Annotated in this window: 19 protein-coding genes and 1 tRNA gene; 8 read left to right on the top strand and 12 right to left on the bottom strand. The window is 29.0% G+C overall.

The window, feature by feature from the left end:
• From AMN95_RS05455 to AMN95_RS05440, 4 genes are read right to left on the bottom strand one after another with little or no spacing between them, the layout of a single operon-like run.
• Window positions 1-1,242 (bottom strand): heparin lyase I family protein, encoded by a 1,242-nt coding sequence (locus AMN95_RS05455; RefSeq protein WP_075522946.1) that lies wholly within the window; start codon window positions 1,240-1,242, stop codon window positions 1-3.
• 1 nt (window position 1,243) lies between these two features.
• Window positions 1,244-2,443, bottom strand: a complete 1,200-nt coding sequence (locus tag AMN95_RS05450; protein ID WP_075522945.1) for an alginate lyase family protein — start codon at window positions 2,441-2,443, stop codon at window positions 1,244-1,246.
• Complete coding sequence (locus AMN95_RS05445; RefSeq protein WP_256997961.1) at window positions 2,440-3,309, bottom strand: glycosyltransferase; 870 nt, start codon at window positions 3,307-3,309, stop codon at window positions 2,440-2,442. Before AMN95_RS05445 ends, AMN95_RS05450 begins: the two co-directional genes overlap by 4 nt.
• 6 nt (window positions 3,310-3,315) lie before the next feature.
• Window positions 3,316-4,704, bottom strand: a complete 1,389-nt coding sequence (locus AMN95_RS05440) for a glycosyltransferase family 39 protein (RefSeq protein ID WP_075522943.1) — start codon at window positions 4,702-4,704, stop codon at window positions 3,316-3,318.
• 79 nt (window positions 4,705-4,783) lie between these two features.
• Here AMN95_RS05440 and AMN95_RS05435 point away from each other — a divergent pair, with 79 nt between their 5' ends.
• Entirely contained in the window at window positions 4,784-5,284 is a 501-nt protein-coding gene (locus AMN95_RS05435; RefSeq protein ID WP_075522942.1) for a TraR/DksA family transcriptional regulator, read from the top strand.
• Window positions 5,285-5,515: 231 nt separating this feature from the next.
• Here AMN95_RS05435 and AMN95_RS05430 read toward each other — a convergent pair whose 3' ends face one another.
• The 4 genes from AMN95_RS05430 to AMN95_RS05415 all read right to left on the bottom strand — a co-directional run bounded on the left by AMN95_RS05430 (window position 5,516) and on the right by AMN95_RS05415 (window position 8,330).
• Window positions 5,516-6,142 (bottom strand): glutathione S-transferase family protein, encoded by a 627-nt coding sequence (locus AMN95_RS05430; protein WP_075522941.1) that lies wholly within the window; start codon window positions 6,140-6,142, stop codon window positions 5,516-5,518.
• On the bottom strand, window positions 6,135-7,154 hold the full coding sequence (locus AMN95_RS05425; RefSeq protein ID WP_075522940.1) for an NAD(P)/FAD-dependent oxidoreductase: 1,020 nt from the start codon (window positions 7,152-7,154) through the stop codon (window positions 6,135-6,137). The genes AMN95_RS05430 and AMN95_RS05425 overlap by 8 nt, the downstream gene beginning before the upstream one ends.
• Before the next feature lies 1 nt (window position 7,155).
• Window positions 7,156-7,476, bottom strand: coding sequence for a 2Fe-2S iron-sulfur cluster-binding protein (locus AMN95_RS05420; RefSeq protein ID WP_075522939.1), 321 nt, complete (start codon window positions 7,474-7,476; stop codon window positions 7,156-7,158).
• Window positions 7,477-7,556: 80 nt separating this feature from the next.
• The gene (locus AMN95_RS05415) at window positions 7,557-8,330 is read right to left on the bottom strand and encodes a bacteriorhodopsin-like (RefSeq protein ID WP_075522938.1); all 774 of its coding nucleotides are present in this window, start codon (window positions 8,328-8,330) and stop codon (window positions 7,557-7,559) included.
• A gap of 189 nt (window positions 8,331-8,519) precedes the next feature.
• Between AMN95_RS05415 and AMN95_RS05410 the strand changes: the two genes are divergently transcribed.
• Window positions 8,520-10,439 carry a propionyl-CoA synthetase gene (locus AMN95_RS05410; RefSeq protein WP_256997963.1) on the top strand — a complete coding sequence of 640 codons (1,920 nt, stop codon included), beginning with the start codon at window positions 8,520-8,522 and terminating at the stop codon, window positions 10,437-10,439.
• A complete protein-coding gene (locus AMN95_RS05405; RefSeq protein ID WP_082256676.1) occupies window positions 10,439-10,771 on the top strand; it encodes a DMT family transporter in 333 nt (110 codons plus the stop codon). The genes AMN95_RS05410 and AMN95_RS05405 overlap by 1 nt, the downstream gene beginning before the upstream one ends.
• Here AMN95_RS05405 and AMN95_RS05400 read toward each other — a convergent pair.
• Window positions 10,764-12,071, bottom strand: coding sequence for a dihydroorotase (locus tag AMN95_RS05400; RefSeq protein ID WP_075522936.1), 1,308 nt, complete (start codon window positions 12,069-12,071; stop codon window positions 10,764-10,766). The genes AMN95_RS05405 and AMN95_RS05400 overlap by 8 nt on opposite strands.
• 43 nt (window positions 12,072-12,114) lie before the next feature.
• Here AMN95_RS05400 and AMN95_RS05395 point away from each other — a divergent pair, with 43 nt between their 5' ends.
• On the top strand, window positions 12,115-13,002 hold the full coding sequence (locus tag AMN95_RS05395) for a CAF17-like 4Fe-4S cluster assembly/insertion protein YgfZ (RefSeq protein WP_075522935.1): 888 nt from the start codon (window positions 12,115-12,117) through the stop codon (window positions 13,000-13,002).
• A gap of 5 nt (window positions 13,003-13,007) precedes the next feature.
• Here the strand turns inward: AMN95_RS05395 and AMN95_RS05390 are convergent.
• A tRNA-Leu gene (locus AMN95_RS05390) sits at window positions 13,008-13,093 on the bottom strand.
• Between the two features lie 56 nt (window positions 13,094-13,149).
• Here AMN95_RS05390 and nadA point away from each other — a divergent pair.
• Both nadA and nadC read left to right on the top strand, forming a co-directional pair.
• Entirely contained in the window at window positions 13,150-14,139 is a 990-nt protein-coding gene (gene nadA, locus AMN95_RS05385; RefSeq protein WP_075522934.1) for a quinolinate synthase NadA, read from the top strand.
• Between the two features lie 6 nt (window positions 14,140-14,145).
• Window positions 14,146-14,979 carry a carboxylating nicotinate-nucleotide diphosphorylase gene (gene nadC, locus AMN95_RS05380; protein ID WP_075522933.1) on the top strand — a complete coding sequence of 278 codons (834 nt, stop codon included), beginning with the start codon at window positions 14,146-14,148 and terminating at the stop codon, window positions 14,977-14,979.
• A 1-nt stretch (window position 14,980) separates the two neighbouring features.
• Here nadC and AMN95_RS05375 read toward each other — a convergent pair whose 3' ends face one another.
• The gene (locus tag AMN95_RS05375) at window positions 14,981-15,352 is read right to left on the bottom strand and encodes a pyrophosphohydrolase domain-containing protein (protein ID WP_075522932.1); all 372 of its coding nucleotides are present in this window, start codon (window positions 15,350-15,352) and stop codon (window positions 14,981-14,983) included.
• 66 nt (window positions 15,353-15,418) lie between these two features.
• Between AMN95_RS05375 and fumC the strand changes: the two genes are divergently transcribed.
• The gene (fumC, locus tag AMN95_RS05370) at window positions 15,419-16,807 is read left to right on the top strand and encodes a class II fumarate hydratase (RefSeq protein WP_075522931.1); all 1,389 of its coding nucleotides are present in this window, start codon (window positions 15,419-15,421) and stop codon (window positions 16,805-16,807) included.
• Here fumC and AMN95_RS05365 read toward each other — a convergent pair.
• On the bottom strand, window positions 16,794-18,287 hold the full coding sequence (locus tag AMN95_RS05365; RefSeq protein WP_075522930.1) for an AsmA family protein: 1,494 nt from the start codon (window positions 18,285-18,287) through the stop codon (window positions 16,794-16,796). The two genes, fumC and AMN95_RS05365, sit on opposite strands and share 14 nt — an antisense overlap.
• Window positions 18,288-18,316: 29 nt before the next feature.
• On the opposite strand from AMN95_RS05365, the gene AMN95_RS05360 reads away from it, so the two are divergent.
• Window positions 18,317-19,908, top strand: a 1,592-nt coding sequence (locus AMN95_RS05360) for an ATP-dependent helicase (RefSeq protein ID WP_075522929.1), incomplete at its 3' end; no start/stop codon positions are given.

The raw sequence follows: 19,908 nt of genomic DNA, 5'->3' as shown, positions 1-19,908 counted from the left end.
TTATTGACCAAAAGCTACTTGGCTCGAATAATGAACATAACAACCTTCTTTATTTTTATCAGTACACTCTTTCATTCCTTGTTCGGTCAAACTTTTTTTATCAAAACCTCTAAGTTTAATTAAAACATTTTTATCAATTTTATTTTTTACAATAACAATATATTCTTGTTGTTGATGTCTAAATACACTGAAAGGTCTAGTAACATCATCAGATTGGCTCTCTAAATTTTCACATGAGTAACCTAATCGTTCTAATTCAAGATCTTTACACTTCTTTTTAGCCCATATTTCATCATAAAACATGACCGTAGGTGTATCTTTCATTTCCTGTAATGTGCCTGTTTTTCCTTTAAAAGTTTTTGCTTCTTTGCTCTGATAAATACCAAATTGCATTACAGTTAAGCCAACATCCCACATAGATTGACCTTCATAGTGTAATTTTTTTTTTCCATTAACAAATAGCTCAATCATACCTTTATTTTTTTTATCGTCAGATGCACGTTTATCCCAATTCGCATGTATTACTAAATCAGTCCATTTTCCTAAACTATCCTCAAGCTCATCAGGACTCATAATTAAATAATCTAGTGCCGCTTTTTCACAATAATTTATTTCTTGCTTAACACTTCCTCCACATGCATTTTCTCTATCTTCATATACTCCCTCAGAGGTACTAATTTTGGCCATTAATCCTTCCCTCGGAAAAATTTCTAAATGAAACGGTGGGTGATAAGGTCCTTCACTTGAGTGAAATTGAAATACTGATTGTTTACGATAAAATTTATGCTCCTTTGGAAAATAAAATGAAGCTGTGTACCAATAATCTTGTTTATGTTTAAATCCTAAACTTACATCTGAATTCTGACCTTGACCTAATTCGACCCGATGATGAGGTGTTGATCTAATACAATCTCTTTCTTTTCCATCTTTAAATAAAAAACCACAATCATCATAGCGAAGCTCAAACCTAATTGAAGTATCACCATATCTAATTGGAAATCCATCAGAGGGTTTTACAACTTTAATTCCATATTTTGTCCAACCATAATTCTTTTTTACAGAATGTTTAAAGGCTTCAATTTTTGTAATTGGTTTAAGTTTAATTCCTTGGATAGTGGTATCTTTCTTGTTTAGCCCTAAATTATAACTTTCACTTTTAAATACCATTTTTTTAATCTCTTCTTGGTTAGCAAATACATTATTCGTTAAAAGGATAAAAATTAAAATAATAATTTTTTTCATTTTATTTTGTAAAGTGACAGTTAGCTTCAACTACCGTCCAAGAAGCTGAACCAAAAGGTCTATTACCAATATTTAAATAATGATGAACTATATCCCACTGATAACTATTAAGTTTATTTTTATCTTGAGACCATTGTTTTAATCTTCGTACATTTTCATGATCAGGAAATCTTGAAGCATAGGCATATAACCATCCCCAATTACTACTTGAACGACTATTGAGATCTTGTTTTTTATAATTTTTTGCAGGCCCTGGGTGCTTCATGCTTTTTGCATACTTAAAAACGATTTCATTATTTTCAGTAAAATCTATAAAAAACTTAACAATGTTATGATAATTTTTTCCTTTATGCTCATAATCCCAAATATTATAACCTTGGTTTTCTGCTAACGTAGCAATAACAGCTAGCGCATTCATAGCTCTTGCTTGATAAAACATTGCTCTCCCACCTCTTCTTGTTTCAATAGGCATGCTTCCATCTTTTCTTTGATATTTAATAGCTGCTTCAAAATTTTTAAATGCAGTTCTAAATAACTTATTATCATTTAGTAAAATTCCTAATTGCATATGACTCATTGCAGATGATAAAGCATGATTATGTGCTCTTTTAGGTGTGCCAGCTGCACCAGATCCTGATTTATAGTTTGAATATTCATACATTAAATGTTTATTTTTTTTGACAATCTTTTTAAACCAATCTTTGATAATTTTGTCTTCAGCTTCTGTAACGTCAATAACTTGTTTGGCAAATGAATATGCTGCCATCATTGGTGAAGCTATATAAAGATTAACAGTTAAAGTATCGTTCCAGTGTCTTCCTTCTCCATCAGAAGGTCCAGTTCTTTGGGCAGCATTAGCTTTTGCCCATTCTAAAATAACTCTTTTTACATTTTGACATGCCTCTATATTTCCACTACCACATGGAAAACTAAAATCTTCAAATTTACTTAAAGCATAATCAAATCTATTATCGAGACCGTATCCAGAAGGTGCTTCGACTTTTAATACAGGCAAAACATAGTTCTTGTCTGGACTTACATATAAATCTTTAATGCATCCTTTTTTGTCTTTTTGAATTGGAAAAATAATTTCTGGTTGATTAACTGTTGCTTTTTTTTTTATTTTCTTAAAATTTGCTTGAGAAATATTTGAAATAAAAAATAATACTATAATTGATAATATAAATTTTTTAAAATTCATTTTATATTATCAATATTTTTAATATTTTCTAAAGATTTTTCAAACTCGTCCATATTTTCTCTCAATGATAAACTTGAGATAGAATAGATCATAACTAATAATAATATCAAAGGTATTGCAGTTATAATTGAGGCATTACTCTTAATCATCAAAATATAAACAATTATAAATAAAGCAGATCGAATTAAAACTGTCATTCTAAAAACACTAATAATTGATAAAGAGTGTTTTACTAAATTTGAAAAGCTCATTTTAGACGGACCAAAATATCTAATGCCTCTAGTCGAAGGTATGGCTATTAAGTTATTTTCTATTTTTCTTAATGAACCTGAAAAACTATTCCATGTTGCTTTTTCATTTATCAATTTTTCCACAGTTAATTTAGGTAAGCATGTAAAATTTCCAAATTTGATCGACTTTCCAGTAAAAGTTAAAGTTATTAATTTATGAAGCTGGTAGAAGATCTTAAACATCAAATTTTCTGATCTTTTTACTCTTTCTCCAACTATAGGTCTATTGTTTGAACTTCGTATCTGGCTTATTAATTCCTCAATTTCTTCTGGTCTATCTTCGCCATCACCATCCATTGGAATTACATAATCAAACTCATCTTTTTCAAAGATATATTTTAGTCCTGTTGCAATACATCTTGCATGACCTTGGTTTATTTTCATATTCAAAATTTTTATAGAATAGATATTTTCAAATTTTTTTTTTTCATCAAGACGGTCATGTGTCGATGCATCATTAACAATTATTACCGATATTTCATTTTCTATACCTGATAATTTAGAGTTAATCTCATCTAATAATTTGAATAAAGACTGCCAATCATTATAAACTGGTATCAAAATTTTGATTTTCATAATTTCTTACTTTGTCCCAATCATACAATAACCCTGTCTATCAATTTTTCCAAAATCTCCAGGGCATATTTCTTTTAAAATTTCTGCGTTTCCAACATATATGATCCCTCCATTAGGATCTAATTCGCTGGTTTTCTTATTTAAATCTAAAAACCATTTAGGTCTTGAGCTCATATGATAAGATAAGTTTCCTGCATACCATTCATCGCCAACAACATACAATATCTCATTAGAAAAATTTTGACCCCATCTTCTTTCGACAAGTTCTGCTATTTCTTTTCCAAAATAATCAGTTCTCTTATCTGTTTCATTGATCGAAATGTAAGAATATAAAGCTGGTGAAAGAAAAAATAGAAAAATAAATCCATATAAAAAAGAATTAATTTTTTTAAGATCAATTTGTAATTGCAAAATATAAACTATTAATAAACCAAAGAATAAATAGAAAGGTGTCATCCACATAGTTCTTATTTTAGATCCGGTAATTAAAGAAGTAATGAAAATTAAAAAAATTGGAAAAATATTTATGAAAATCAAAAAAATTAAATCTTTATCTTTAGGATTTAATCTTAATTTAATTTTTTTAACTAATAAAAATATCAAGATAAAAAAAGGTGTTAATAATCCAAATTGTTTAGCAATGAAAATTATTGGATATTTTAAATGATCTATAAAAATTGAGTTCTCAAGATCTGTTCTATTTAATCCATAAGTAAGGGTAATAAAATCATTATTATTTAACCAAATTAAATGTGGAATTAGTAATATTATAAAGACTTCAAAAATTATGAAGTATTTAAATTCAAACTTCATAGTTTTTTTAAGAAAGATAAAATAAAAAAATAAAATAAAAATAGAAAATAGCAAATAGATAAAAAGATATTTTGATAAGAAACCTATCGAAGCAAATGATCCGACAATTAAACAATCTTTAAATTTTATATTTTTATTCTTAAATATTTTCCAGCTGTAATAAACCACAATTGACCAAAATGGTAATTGACATACATTCACATTAAACTCGGGAGTAGTAAAATTATAAAAAAATATAGATTCTAATAGAAGGACTGAAATTAAACTTAATACAGGATTTTTTAAAATTTCATTTGATAATTTGAAGACATAATAAAAGGAAATTATTACAAAAATTTGACTTAATAAATAATATGACCAATCTTGTGCACCAAAAATTTGAAAAAATATTTCAACAAAAAAAGCGCTTGCTGGTGGGTGTTTATTGAATCCCCAATCCAAATTACTTCCCCATGCCAGCGCTTCAATAGTATCAAGAGGTAGATTTTGATTTGTAATAGTTGGTACCAAGGTCCAAATTATCAAGTGTGACAATACAAAAATAAAAAAAATATTATTAATATTTCTTTTAAAAACATTCATATTTAAACATTTACATCAATTAACCAATGTTGACACCTTTATTTTGCTGAATATACTGCCCCGCTATTAAATTGAAATAATGCCTAAAACTACAAAATCAAAAAGAAAAGTAACCAAATCAAAAACTAAAAAAATTAGCAAGGTTAAGACTGTAGTAAAAGCTCCAATTAAAATCTCAAAAAATTATGTACCTAAAGATAGTGAAAAATATATGTGTGATAAACATAAAGTTTTTTTTAGGATAAAATTACAAGAATGGAGAAAAGAGTTGGTTAAAGCTAACAATGAAGCTTTATACAATGGAAGCATGGATGATAATAGTATCTCTGCAGATATAGTTGATCAAGCTAGTTCTTACACAGACAAAAATGTTGAGATGAAAGCAATAAACCGACAAATAAAATTAATTTCTGAAATAGATAAAGCACTTATAAGAATTAAAGATGAAACATATGGTTATTGTTTAGATACAGCTGAACCAATTGGATTGAAAAGGTTAATGGCAAGACCTGTGGCGAAATATACGATTGCTGCACAAGAAAAACATGAGAAAAACGAGAAAGTTCATGCTGATGACTAAAAAAAGCAATAAAATTAAAAAAAAAAAATTGGTTGGTAATCCAATAACATATAATTTTACAAAAAAGTACATTTACTTTTATTATGCTTTTTTTTGGATTTTATTATTAGTATTTGTGTTTAGCAGATGAATAAAAGCTTTATATTAATTATTATAATTATTATAGCTATAGAATTATCTGGTCACGGAATTTTTGCATCATTATTTAGATTATTAAGCTCGATGAGCTAATTAAGGTTTAGGTGGAAATTCATCTTTTTTCATAAACTTAAAACCTTTTATCACGGCATCACGTTTTGAAATTTCATTATACCATCTAGTAAGATTCTTATATTGTACTAAACCGATATCGTGCCATTCATGACGGGCAATCCAAGGAAAAGTCGCAATATCTGCAATTGTATATTCCTCACCAGATAAAAATCTGCAATTTGACAGTCTTTGATCAAGCTCATCATAAATTCTTTTTGATATTTTAAAATATCTGTCTTCACCAAATTTACTTTTACCGGGATTATAATGATGAAATTGATGATGTTGACCTAACATAGGACCTATGTAGCCCATTTGAGCCATCAACCATTGGTTTATTATTAATCTATCTTTAATATCATAAAATTTTCCACTTTGCTCAGCTAGATATATTAGTATTGCTCCTGACTCAAAAACAGTTATATTTTTTTTATGGTCGATAATTACTGGAATTTTACTAAAAGGACTAATTTTTTTAAATTTTTCTGAAAATTGTTCTTTTTTATCAAGATCTATTTTAGTAACTCTATATTCATAGCCAATCTCCTCAAGCATAATGCTAATTTTTTTTCCATTTGGAGTATTAGCTGTAAATAGTTCAATCACTTTTTACACCAAGTCGATTTTTAATCGTTTTTGATGATGTAGTAAATTCAAACCTGTATTTTTCATTTGGTCTAGCTAATTTAAAACATGCTCTCGCAGCTAAAGCACCTTCATGGAAACCTGATAAAATTAATTTCAATTTTCCAGGATAGCTACATATATCTCCAACTGCATAGATTCCCTTCTGATTTGTTTCAAACTTTTCTGTGTCTACTTCTATTGTTTTTTTATCAATGTTTAGCCCCCAGTTTGCTATGGGGCCAAGCTGCATAATTAAACCAAAAAAACCTAGTGCATAGTCAGTTTTTATTTTTTTTATCTCTTTATCATCACTTTGTATCTCTATATTTTCTAATTTATCTTTACCCTCAATTGCAATCATTTGATACTTGGTAAAAAGATGAATTTTCCCCTCCTTTTCTAGCTGTTTTACTTTCTCAACAGTAGCTTCTGCCCCTCTAAAATCATCTCTTCGATGAACTAAATTTACTTTTGAATTTTTAGATAATTCAACCGCCCAATCTAGCGCGCTATCACCACCACCAAAAATAGTAACTGTTCTGCCCTTAAATATTGTTTTATCTTTTATTGAATAAAATACAGAAATATTTTCAAATTTTTCAGTATCCTTTACTGGAAATTTTCTAGGTTCAAACGAGCCTACACCGCCAGCAATTATTACATTCGGTGTTAAAAAAATCTTGCCCCCACTAGTTTTTACAATCCACTTTTCATTCTCTTTTTTAACTTCCTCTACTCTCTCACTTAAATGAAATTTAATTTCAAATGGTTTTAATTGATTTATCAAATTATTTGTTAAATCCTCCCCAGTGCACTCAGGAATTGCAGGAATATCATAAATAGGTTTATCAGGGTAGAGCTCAATACACTGACCACCAATTTTATCCAAATTATCTACAATCTGGCAGTCAAGTCCAATTAATTTTAATTGATGCGCCGTAAATAAACCAGTAGGTCCAGCTCCAATTATTAATGCATCTGTTTTTATCATTTTAACTTTGTTTAGAAGGTAAGTTGACTATTAAACCATCTAGTTCATCTGTAACTGTAATTTGACAACTTAGTCGACTATTTTTTTTTGGCTCAAATGCCATATCCAGCATATCTTCTTCACCATCCTCTTTGGTTGGAATTTTATCAAACCAATTTTCGTTAACATAGACATGGCAAGTTGCACAAGCCATGCCTCCTCCACAATCAGCATCTATTCCTGCAATATCATTTTGAATAGCACCCTCCATAACAGTCAGTCCATTCTGAACATCTATGGTATGGGTTTGTTGATCATGAGTTATGTAAGTAATTTTAGCCATTAATATTATATATAATCATACAAAAAAAAAGGGCAAGTATGTGAAAACATACCCGCCCTTTAATAATTATATTTTAGTTATTATCTGCTTCTTGCAGCTCCAGAACTAACTGCAGCAGCCCAGATTACTAGACCGAATGCAATTTTATTAATGAAGTCTGCTAAGTTGTAAACAACGTTTAATGAGTTTGCATCTACACCACCAGTTAGGTAACCAAATACATAACCTAATGGATAAATAGCCCAACCAACGGTTACAATCATTCTCATTGCACCGAACGCAGTTACTAGAGCTTTATTTCCGCTCTTGCCAGCAGCTTTTCCAGCTTCACCTGAGAATATTTCATAAAGAATGTATACCCAACCTGCCATACCGATAATGAAACCAAGTGTAGCGTTGATGTATCCAGCTTCTCCTAAATATCCACCGATTAACATTACTAATGAACCGATTAACAATCTCCAGAATATTCCAGAATTTGCTTTTCTTACAGCTACTAGAATTAAATAAAACTCTATCATCTGTAATGGCACAGTAATTAGCCAGTCAATATATCTGTATACTGTTGGTGAGTCACCAGTCATAACCCATACTTCTCTCATGTACATGTAGTGAATGAAAGCAATACCAGTTACAAGACCTGCAACAGTTACTGATGTTTTCCAAGCAGGATTAACTGTACTTCTTTCCATAAAGAAAAATGCAGTCGCAGCTAACATACCCATTGAAATTATCCAAAAAGATATTCCAACGAAGTCATCCTGGGCTAACATCGTAGCGTCTGCTGCATGCGCAATTCCTGTTAAACCCGTTAAGGCAACAACTGCAAGAGCAAACATTTTAAGTTTTTTCATAAAAAACTCCCTCTTTAGTTAGTTTTTACTTTTAGTTTATATAAACTAGGCTTAAGCTTCCCTAAGCCAAAGTTGAGCGTTAATTACCAAATTAAAGGACATTATAGAAGACTTAAATGGCATTAATTTACATTGATTTTATTGGTTTTTTAAAATTAAATACAATTTATAAGTTAAAAATCAAAAAAAATAAGGAATTCGAATCAAAATTTTATGTCTAATAAATTTCAAGAAATATATGAGCAATCTATTAAAAACCCAGAAAAATTTTGGCAACAAGCCTCTGAAGATATATTTTGGTTTAAAAAACCCACTAAAATTTTGAATAAATCAAATCCTCCGTTTTATAAATGGTTTGAGGATGGCATTACAAATACCTGTTATAATGCTTTAGATATACACATTGATCAAGGCAGAGGAAAAAAAACCGCTTTAATTTACGATAGTCCTATAACTGGTAACAAAAATCATTTTACGTATGAGCAGCTAAGATCAAAAGTTTCGAAATTTGCAGGAGCTTTAAAAGCTCAAAATATAAATAAAGGGGATAGAGTTATAATTTATATGCCAATGATCCCTGAAGCGGTTATTGCAATGCTAGCTTGTGCAAGAATTGGTGCAATTCACTCTGTTGTGTTTGGTGGTTTTGCCTCTAATGAACTTGCAAGTAGAATAGATGATAGTAAAGCAAAACTTTTAGTTACAGCTTCTTGTGGTTTTGAACCAGGCAGAACTGTGGAATACAAACCTCTTGTAGATGAAGCAGTTAAACAAGCCAAACATAAGATTAGTAAGATGATTTTGTTTCAAAGAGAAGGTCATGAAGTTAAATTAAATGCTCCAAAAGAAATAAGTTGGGATGAAGCTCATACAGACTCAGAGGAAGCAGATTGTGTTGAAATGAATTCGAATGAATTTGCCTATATTCTTTATACATCAGGAACTACCGGGACTCCTAAAGGTATAGTAAGAGACATTGGTGGACATATAGTGGCTCTTAAATGGACGATGAAAAACATCTATAACATAGATGAAGAAGATATTTGGTGGTCAGCAAGTGATATAGGATGGATAGTCGGTCACTCTTACATTGTCTATGCACCATTGTTCAAAGGATGCACTACTGTGCTATTTGAAGGAAAACCAGTAGGGACACCTGATGCTGGAGCATTCTGGAAAATTATTTCTGATTACAAAGTAAAGTCTTTATTTACAGCTCCAACAGCATTTAGAGCTATTAAAAAAGAGGATCCAGAGGGAAAATTTTTTTCAAAATATGATTTAAGTAAATTTGAGAGTCTTTTTCTTGCAGGAGAAAGAGCAGACCCAGATACTATCAAGTGGGCTGAAAATTTATTAAAAGTGCCTGTGATTGATCATTGGTGGCAAACTGAAACAAGTTGGGCAATAAGTTCAAATTGTACAGGAATTGAAATGATGAAAACAAAATACGGTTCAGCATGTAAAGCTGTGCCTGGTTATGATGTCAAAATCATTAAACCCGATCAATCTTTGGCAAAGCCAAATGAGATGGGGGATATAGTTGTTAAATTACCACTTCCACCAGGAACTTTTCCAACACTGTGGAATGCTGATAAGAGGTATAAAGAAAATTATATGAGTAACTATGAAGGTTTTTATCAAACTTATGATGCAGGTCATATCGATGATGATGGTTATATCTGGATTATGTCTAGGACAGACGACATAATAAATGTTGCTGGACACAGGTTGTCTACCGGTGCAATAGAGGAGGTCTTATCAGAACATCAGTCAGTTGCTGAATGTGCAGTTCTTGGTATCGCAGATAAATTAAAGGGACAATTGCCTATTGGTTTAGTAGTTTTAAAAGCTGGTGTTGAGAAAAGTCATGAAGATATTTCAAAAGAATGTATTCAAATGGTTAGAGATAAGATTGGTCCAGTAGCCGCTTTTAAAGTAGCAATTGTAATAAAGAGGTTACCCAAAACTAGATCAGGTAAAATTTTAAGAGGAACAATAAGAAAAATTGCAGATAAAGAGGAATATAAAATGCCACCAACAATCGACGACCCGGCTATATTAGACGAAATAAAAACTGATCTTATTAATAATAATATAATTAAATAGTGATAAAAACTTATTTATTTCTTGTTGGTGCAATTTTTTGTGAAGTAGCCGGAACAATGTTGTTACCAGTATCACAAAATTTTACAAAATTCTTACCGACTTTTGCTCTTGCAATTTTTTATTTGACTGCCTTTTATCTTTTAACTTTTGTAGTTAATAAACTACCAATAGCGATTGTTTACGCAACATGGAGTGGACTTGGAATTTTCACAATAGCAATATTAGGTTATATATTCTTTAAACAAACATTGGCCTGGCAAGCGATCGCAGGACTATTTCTAATTGTTATCGGAGTTATATTAGTAAATAGTTTTGCAGGAAAAATTAGTTAAATTTCAAAGGTGTGCCTTCAGGTTCACCAATAATTTTGCCGTCTTTCATTTTCATTTTACCCTTAATTATTGTTGAAACTGGTGTTCCTTTAAATTCAACTCCATGAAAAGGTGACCATCCACATTTACTCTCAATATTTTCATTTTTGATAACAATTTTTTTATTCATATCTACTATCGTAAAATCAGCATCATAACCCTCTTTAATAAATCCTTTATTCCTAATTCCAAAAATTTTAATTGGATTTTCACACACAAGATTAATTAGTTGTGTGAGTGATAATCTTCCTGCATTAACATGATTTAACATCACAGGCATAAGTGTTTGAACACCTGGCATGCCCGATGGAGAATTTGGATATTCTTTTTCTTTATTTACTTTTAAATGTGGAGCATGATCTGACCCAATAGTATCATTCAAATTATTTTTTACTGCATACCATAATCTATCATAATGAGACTTATCTCTTAAAGGAGGATTCATTTGGGCGTATGTTCCAAGTTTATTATAACAATCGGGTGCATAAATTGTTAAATGTTGAGGTGTAATTTCAAAAGTAATATTACCTTTATGTTGAGATAAGAAATCTATCTCCTGTTTTGTAGTTACATGTAGCACATGAGCTTTTTTATTATACTTCTCAGCAATTCTTACAATTCTTCTTGTAGAAGACATTGCGCACTCTTCACTTCTCCAAATAGGATGAGAATGCACATCTCCAGCTTTAATTAGTTTTTTATTTTTAATTAAAATTTCTTCATCCTCAGAATGGACAGCTACAACCTTGGAGCTATTTTTGAATACTTTATCTATATCTTTTTCTTCTGCCACTAAAAGATTACCAGTTGAAGATCCTGCAAATAATTTAATACCACAGCATCCTTCTAAATCTTTTAATTCAGCTAATTGACTTACATTATTTGCTGTTGCTCCAAAATAAAAAGCGTAGTTGCAGTACATTCTATTTTTTGCAAGGTCCAATTTTTTTTGAAATTCTTTTAAATTTGCGGTCGGTGGGTTAGTATTTGGCATTTCAAATACCGCAGTAATTCCTCCAGCAACCGCAGCTCTACTTCCAGAATGAAGGTCCTCAGTATCTGTTGAACCTGGCTCTCTAAAGTGTGTTTGAGTATCTATACATCCCGGCAACACAATTTTACTTGAGGCATCATAAACCTCTTTTGCGTCTTCAGACACTTTGCCAATTTTAAATATTTTACCATCTTTAACAGCAATATCCTTATCTTCTAACTTTCCATCAATATAGCACTGTCCATTTTTGATAATTATATCTAACATTTATTGAAAAAGTTATTATATTAAAATCAGACTTCAATCAAATATGAATAACAGTGTTTATATATTAGAAGATAGAGCTATTCTTTATGTGAATGGTGAAGATGCTCAAAGTTTCCTACAAAACTTAATTAGTAATAACATTAATAAAGTTAATGATAATTCAAGCTGTTTTGCTTCATTGCTTACTCCTCAGGGTAAATTTCTTTATGAATTTATAGTTATCAAACATAAATCAGGTTACTTCATTGATTGTGAAAAATCTCAATCTGAGGAAATTTTTAAACAATTGAATTTATATAAAATAAGATCAAAGGTAGAAATTTTAAATCTTAGTAATGAGTTTGTGGTTGCAAGTTTTGGATATAAAAAATATCTATCTATAGAAGGTTCAAAAGATATTTTAGGTTTTACTTTTAAATACAGAGAAGACCCAATATTATTAGATCCTAGAAATAAAGATTTAGGTGCTAGATTGATTATTAATTTAGAAAAACTTTATTTATCTTTAAAAAAACTTGAATTAAAAAATGAAAATATCAAAAATTATTATAATGAGTGTCATAAACTTGGGATTGTTCCAAAAAATTTAGATAAGTTAAAAAATAAATTATTTGGTATTGAGTGTAACTTTGAGGAGTTGAATGGTATTGATTTCAAAAAAGGCTGTTATGTTGGTCAAGAAAATACAGCAAGAATAAAATTAAAAAATAAACTTTCAAAGAGATTATTGCCGATTAAGATAATTGATGGAAAGCTATCTGAAGATGAGAAGATCTTTTGCAATGATATAGAAATTGGAAAAGTTTTAATTAACGAGGAATATCCATTTGCACTAGTAAAATTTTCTGATGAGAATTTTGATAAAGATTTTCTATTTAAAGGTAAAAATGGATCTTTTAAAATTTTTATTCCTGAGTGGCTTAAAATTTAAGATTTTGGTGCGGCTAGAGAGACTCGAACTCTCATGGACTAAGTCCACACGGCCCTCAACCGTGCCTGTCTACCAATTTCAGCATAGCCGCAAATATGACCCACATTAATTCAATGACAAGTAGGTTTCAAATTGATAAATTTTATTATGGATTTTAATCAAGAAGTAAGAGAGGCAACAGATCGCATCTATCAAAAAATATCAAAGGTTATGCCTGAGATTGAGTGGTCTATACACGCTCCTTACATTCATAAAATAAATAAACTTAAAAAAGAAAAAAATGCAGTTATTCTTGCTCACAATTATCAAACACCTGAAATCTATCATGGGATTGCGGATTTTTCAGCTGATTCTTTAGCCTTAGCTGTAGAAGCATCAAAAACTTCAGCAGATATTATTGTAATGGCTGGAGTTCACTTTATGGCAGAAACAGCAAAGTTAATGAGTCCAAATAAAAAAGTTTTGTTGCCAGACATGGATGCTGGATGTTCTCTCTCATCTTCAATTACTGGAAAAGATGTAAGATTGTTAAAAGAAAAATATCCCGGAGTACCTGTTGTCTCTTATGTAAATACATCTGCTGATGTTAAAGCTGAAACTGATGTTTGTTGCACCTCTGCAAATGCCATCAAAATTGTTAAATCATTAGGAGTTAAGAAAGTAATATTTCTACCAGATGACTATTTAGCCAAGTATGTTGCGTCTCAAACAGATGTTGAAATAATTTCTTGGAAAGGAATTTGTGTTGTTCATGATCAGTTTAATGAAAATGAAATTAAGAATATTAGAAAAAATAATCCAGGGATAAAAATAATTGCTCACCCAGAATGTCCTCCTGAAGTAATTAAAGCTAGTGATTTTGCTGGCTCAACATCAGGCATGATTAATTATGTGAAAGATAATCAACCAAAAAAAGTTATGATGGTAACTGAATGTTCAATGAGTGATAATATTCAAGTCGAAAATCCTAACGTGGAGTTTATTAGACCCTGCAACATGTGTCCTCATATGAAAAAAATTACCTTACCAAAAATATTAGATTGTTTAGAAAATGAAACTGGTGAAATAACTATGGATCAAGAAACTATTGACAAAGCTAGATTATCAGTAGAAAAAATGGTTGCAATTGGTAGATAAGACCTTGTGTCAAAAATTAAATTAAGTGAATCTTTTATAAAAGATAGAGTTAAGCTCGCATTAACAGAGGATTTATATCCTTATGGAGATATAACCTCTTCTTTATTAAGCAAAAATAAAGTTATAACGGCAAAACTTGTGTCTAATCAAAAAGCAGTTGTAGCAGGATTGTTATTTGCAAAATACACATTTAACCAAGTTGATAAAAAAATAAAATTTATTACAAAAAAAAAAGAGGGATCATTAGTAAAAAAAAATTCTTTAATTGCGATAATTAAAGGGAATGCTAATTCTGTATTGATTGCAGAAAGAGTTGCTCTAAATTTCTTGTCTCATATATCGGGTATTGCAACTAAAACCAATCAGTTTGTAAAATTAGCTGGAAAGAAATGTAAAATTTGTTGTACAAGAAAAACTTTACCAACTTATAGAGTTATTCAAAAATATGCAGTTAAATTAGGAGGTGGCACAAATCATAGATTTAATTTAAGTGACGAATTTTTAATTAAGGACAACCATATCGCAAGTTCAAATTTAAAAGAACTAGTTAAACTTGCAATTAAAAATAAGAAAGGGAAGAAAATTACTGTCGAAGTGGATAGTTTGAGACAGCTTAGGGAGATAATTGGTCTAAAGTTTAATACTGTTTTATTTGATAATATGAATATTAAAAATTTAAGAACAGGTATAAAACTTGCAAAAAAATACTATGAAACTGAAGCTTCCGGAAACATAAATCTTAAGAATATTAAGTCTGTAGCCTCAACTGGTGTGAATAGAATTTCTGTTGGAAGCATTACTCACAGTGTTTCAGCTGTTGATTTTAAATTAGAAATTTAAATCAACTAACAAATTTAGAAAGGTTTGGCTTAAAGTAATTTGGTCCTTTCATTACTTTTCCATGTTCATTATAAATAGGTTTGCCATTATCATCTAATTTACTCATATTTGAATTTTGAACTTCATCAAAACACTTATCTAGATTAATACCAAATGCATGCCCTGCTCCGTAAGTAACATATAGTATATCTGTTAAAGCATCAGCTACTTCTAGCAAATCTTTTGTGTTCATTGCCTCTGTTAGTTCAATAAGTTCCTCTTTAATCAAATCAAGCCTTAATTTGTTAATTTTATCTGTGCTAAATGATGGTCTTGTTTTGACTTCTTGCCCAAAAGTTTTCATAAAAGTTCCTACTTTATCGAAATTTGTCATTTTGCTCCTGTAAGTTTAAATAAAATTAATATATATCTATTGTATATACTTTAAGAAATAATATTCATGAAATTTAGAAAAGAATTTGATAGCATTGGGAAAATAAGTGTTCCAGATGACAAATATTGGGGTGCCTCAACTCAAAGATCAAAAAAGTATTTTGATATTGGTGAGTTTTTAGTAAGACCTACTCTTATTAAATCAATTGCAATTATTAAAAAAGCAGCCGCAATTACTCATAGTAAAGATAAACAAATTTTACCTAGAATTTCAAAAGCAATTATAAAAGCATCAAATGAAATTATCTCAGGAAAATTAGATAATCATTTTCCTCTGAAAGTTTGGCAAACCGGGTCTGGCACTCAAACAAATATGAATGTTAATGAAGTTATTGCGAATAGAGCAATTGAAATTTTAGGAGGAAAAAAAGGTTCAAAAAAACCTGTTCATCCTAATGATCATGTAAATAAATCACAGTCTACAAATGATGTATTTCCGACTGCAATGCACATTGCAATAGCAATTGAAACTAACAAAAAACTTTTACCAGCACTTGATTTGCTAAATAAAGAACTTAAAAGGAAGATCTCACAATTTAAAAAAATAGTTAAAGTTGGAAGAACTCATTTGCAAGACGCAACTCCTTTATCTCTTGGTCAAGAATTTTCTGGTTACCAGTCCCAATTAAATGATTGTATACAAAGAATAAAGAGTGCGTTGAAAGAAATTTACATGTTAGCTCAGGGAGGTACTGCTGTAGGAACAGGTATAAATAGTAAAAAAGGTTTTGATAAAAAAATTATTAAAGAAATTAGAAAAATTACTAAACTTCCATTTAAACCAACAAAAAATAAATTTGCTGCTCTAGCTGCTCATGATGAAATAGTTAACTTTTCTGGTACCTTAAATACTACTGCAGTTTGTTTAATGAAAATTGCAAATGATATTAGATTTTTGGGATCAGGACCAAGAGCTGGTTATGGAGAATTAATTCTCCCAGCTAATGAACCAGGTTCATCAATTATGCCTGGCAAAGTTAATCCTACTCAATCTGAGGCAGTAACCATGGTATGTGTTAAAGTTATAGGAAATCATAACGGTATAACAATGGCGGGATCACATGGTCACTTTGAATTAAATGTTTTCAAACCATTAATTGCGCATAACATTCTACAATCGATAGATCTACTAGCTGATAGCTCAAAAAATTTTGGAAAGTACTGCATAAAAGGATTAAAGGCAGATAAAGAAAAAATTAAATTTTATTTAGATAATTCATTAATGCTTGTAACGGCGCTTGCACCAAAAATTGGATACGATAAGGCTGCTCAAATAGCTAAGTCAGCTCTAAAAAATAACACGACTTTAAAAACTGAAGCTCTTAAGTCAGGTTTGATTAATGAAAAGGATTATGAGAAAATTGTTAATCCTAAGAAAATGATTAATCCATACTAATTATTTTAAAAAAATCTTTTACTGAGTTTCTTAAAACAATTTTGTTAAAAATTATTTCTTTTTTAGAATTAAAATCTTTTATTAAATCATTTAGTTTTTGATTTGTATTTCCATCAATTTTCAAATTTTCAATTTCAATAAATTTTTCATCTAAATGAAATAAAAAACCAAAATTTACTTTTTTTATATATTTTCTATCTTTAATTGATATTTGAAAATGTTCAAAAAATTTTTTAACATCTAAAAAATCGAGTGCCACATAACCTGCAAGATTAAGTTTATTATTATCAACAATTAGCTGTGTATCATCCAAATCAATTCTAATAAAATTATTAAAAGTTGTCTTAAAATCTTCTATAAATATATTTCCCTCTTCTAATAGTATAATAAATTTTGTTTTTTCAAAAAAATTAACACCTACCATATCTTTAATATTAAAAGTTAATTTTCCATTTAAATTATTATTATTAAGAATCTCTGACTTCAGAATGTTAATCAAAATTGAATCATTTTTAGAAATATTCTTAAAATCTATAGGAGACAAATTCAATTCAGTCGACAGAAAAAAAGGTTTTATATTTATTTTACCTTTAATTTTTTTATCGTTAGTATTAAATTGAAGAAAATTATCTTTAAAAATATAAGAAATTTTTTTATTTTTATTAATTATAGTCAAATCTAATTGACCATCAAATTTTTCGTTATCAAAGTTTGAATAACCTTCTAAACCTAATCTTAATGGATGCGAATTAATTTTTGTTATGATCTTCTTATTTTCTTTATCTAACTCAGAAATTATATTTATAGGAATATTAAAAATTTTAATCTTTGATTCAAGTTTTTTTAATGAATTTTCTTCAAATGAAAAATTTAGATTTTTTATATCTGAAAAAAAAATTACATTATCATTTTGATCTATAAAAAATAATTTACTATTTAAAAAGCTTAACCGTTTTTTATTTTTAATGTTTTTTAATTGGTCGGTGAAAAATTTGATATTGGTGCTATCAATTTTAAAATCTGTTTTTCTAAATCTTAAATTTTTTATTTTTAAATTACTAAAAGAAAAAAGATTATTTGAAAATATTGAAACTTTTAGATTATTTGATTTTGCTATTTCATAAGAGTTGTAACTGATAATCGTATTTTCTGAATAAAAATGTGGTTTTGGTAATAAGCCATATTTCAAAGAGCTTCCTAATTTAACTTCTAAATTGTATTGACTAAATATTTGGTTTTCTATTTCAGCTCTCAACTTATTTTTATCGTAGAACGCTGGTATCGAAAAATAACTTATAAAGGTGATACAAATTATCGCTAATACTAAAAATATTCTTTTATCGATTGTCTTTATACTTTTTGATATATTTTTTTTATAGAAAAATTTTTCTCTAAAAAAGTTAAAAAAACTTTCAATTGTGTTAGTAATAGATAATACTAATTTATTGATTTTTTTTTGAAAAATATTTTTTTTTTGCATAAAGGAAAGTTTATAAATAAATAATTGAAATGGTAAACTCAGATTATTTAAAAAATCTCAATGAGGCACAATCTCAAGCAGTAACACATTTGGATGGTCCATTGCTAATCGTTGCTGGGGCTGGCTCAGGCAAAACTAAAGTGCTTACAAGTAGAATAGCTCATTTAATTGCAAAGAAAAAAGCGTATCCTAATCAAATATTAGCAGTAACTTTCACTAATAAAGCAGCAAAAGAAATGCAAACAAGAGTGAGTAAGATAATTGGGGCAGATGCTATAGGTTTATCTTGGTTAGGTACTTTTCATTCAATATGTGCAAAATTATTAAGAAAACATGCAGCTGCGGTGAATCTAAACTCAAATTTTACAATTATTGATACTGATGATCAAATTAGACTAATCAAAAATATTTGCAAAGCCGAAAATATAGATGTTAAGCAGCTATCACCTAGATATATTCTTGCAATCTTAGATAAATGGAAAAACAAAGGTCAATATCCAAATGAAGTGGTAATCAATAAAAAAGATATATATGAAAAAACAATCTTACCAGTATATAAAATTTATCAACAAAAATTAATTGATTTAAATTCATGTGATTTTGGAGATTTGATTTTACATGTTGTAAAAATTTTAGAAAAAAATAATAATATAAGAGAAATATATTCAAAAAATTTTAAATATATCTTAGTTGACGAATATCAAGACACAAATTTCATCCAAAGCAGATGGTTAAATTTACTCGCACAAAAAAATAAAAATCTTTGTTGCGTAGGAGATGATGATCAATCAATTTATAGTTGGCGTGGAGCTGAAATTAAAAATTTTTTAGAATTTGATCAAGTTTATAAAGACACAAAAATTATTAGACTTGAAGAAAATTATAGATCAACAAAAAATATACTTTCAGTTGCATCTCAATTAATTTCAAATAACCAAAACAGAGTGGGCAAAACGCTAAAGACGACTTTAGAAGAAGGAGATTTAATTAAATTAAACTGTTTTAAAAATGGTAAAGATGAAGCTACTGGAGTTTCAGATGAAATAGAAAAAATAAAAAAAGATTTTAGTTTAAATAATATTGCAATACTTGTTAGAGCAATATTTCAAACAAGAGAATTCGAAGAAAGATTTTTGAAAATTGGTTTACCTTATAGAATCCTAGGGGGAACAAAATTTTATGAAAGAGCAGAAATAAAAGATTGTGTTGCATATCTAAGATTAGTTTATCAAGATAAAGATGATTTGGCTTTTGAAAGGATTGTAAATAATCCTAAAAGATCTATTGGTGATGGCACACTTAAATCAATCCATGAATTTGCTAAAAAAAACTCTTTATGTTTAGAAAATGCATCAAAAAAAATGTTAGACGAGAACCTGATTAAACCAAAAACCAAAATTGGATTATCTACATTTTTAAATTGTTTATCTAAGTGGAGAAATGATATTAAGCAAAAAAAAATAAATCATATCAAATTATTGCAAACAATTCTAGATGAATCAGGTTATTCAGCAATGCTTAAAAACAAAAAAGATCTAGAAAATGAAAATAGATTAGAGAATATTAAGAGAAAAATTCATCATTTTTTGGAACTATATACCCATCTAGATTGTAATTTGAA

This window comes from Candidatus Pelagibacter communis (assembly GCF_001180185.1).
Classification (GTDB): domain Bacteria; phylum Pseudomonadota; class Alphaproteobacteria; order Pelagibacterales; family Pelagibacteraceae; genus Pelagibacter; species Pelagibacter ubique_F.
This window is presented reverse-complemented; position numbering and strand designations above follow the sequence as displayed.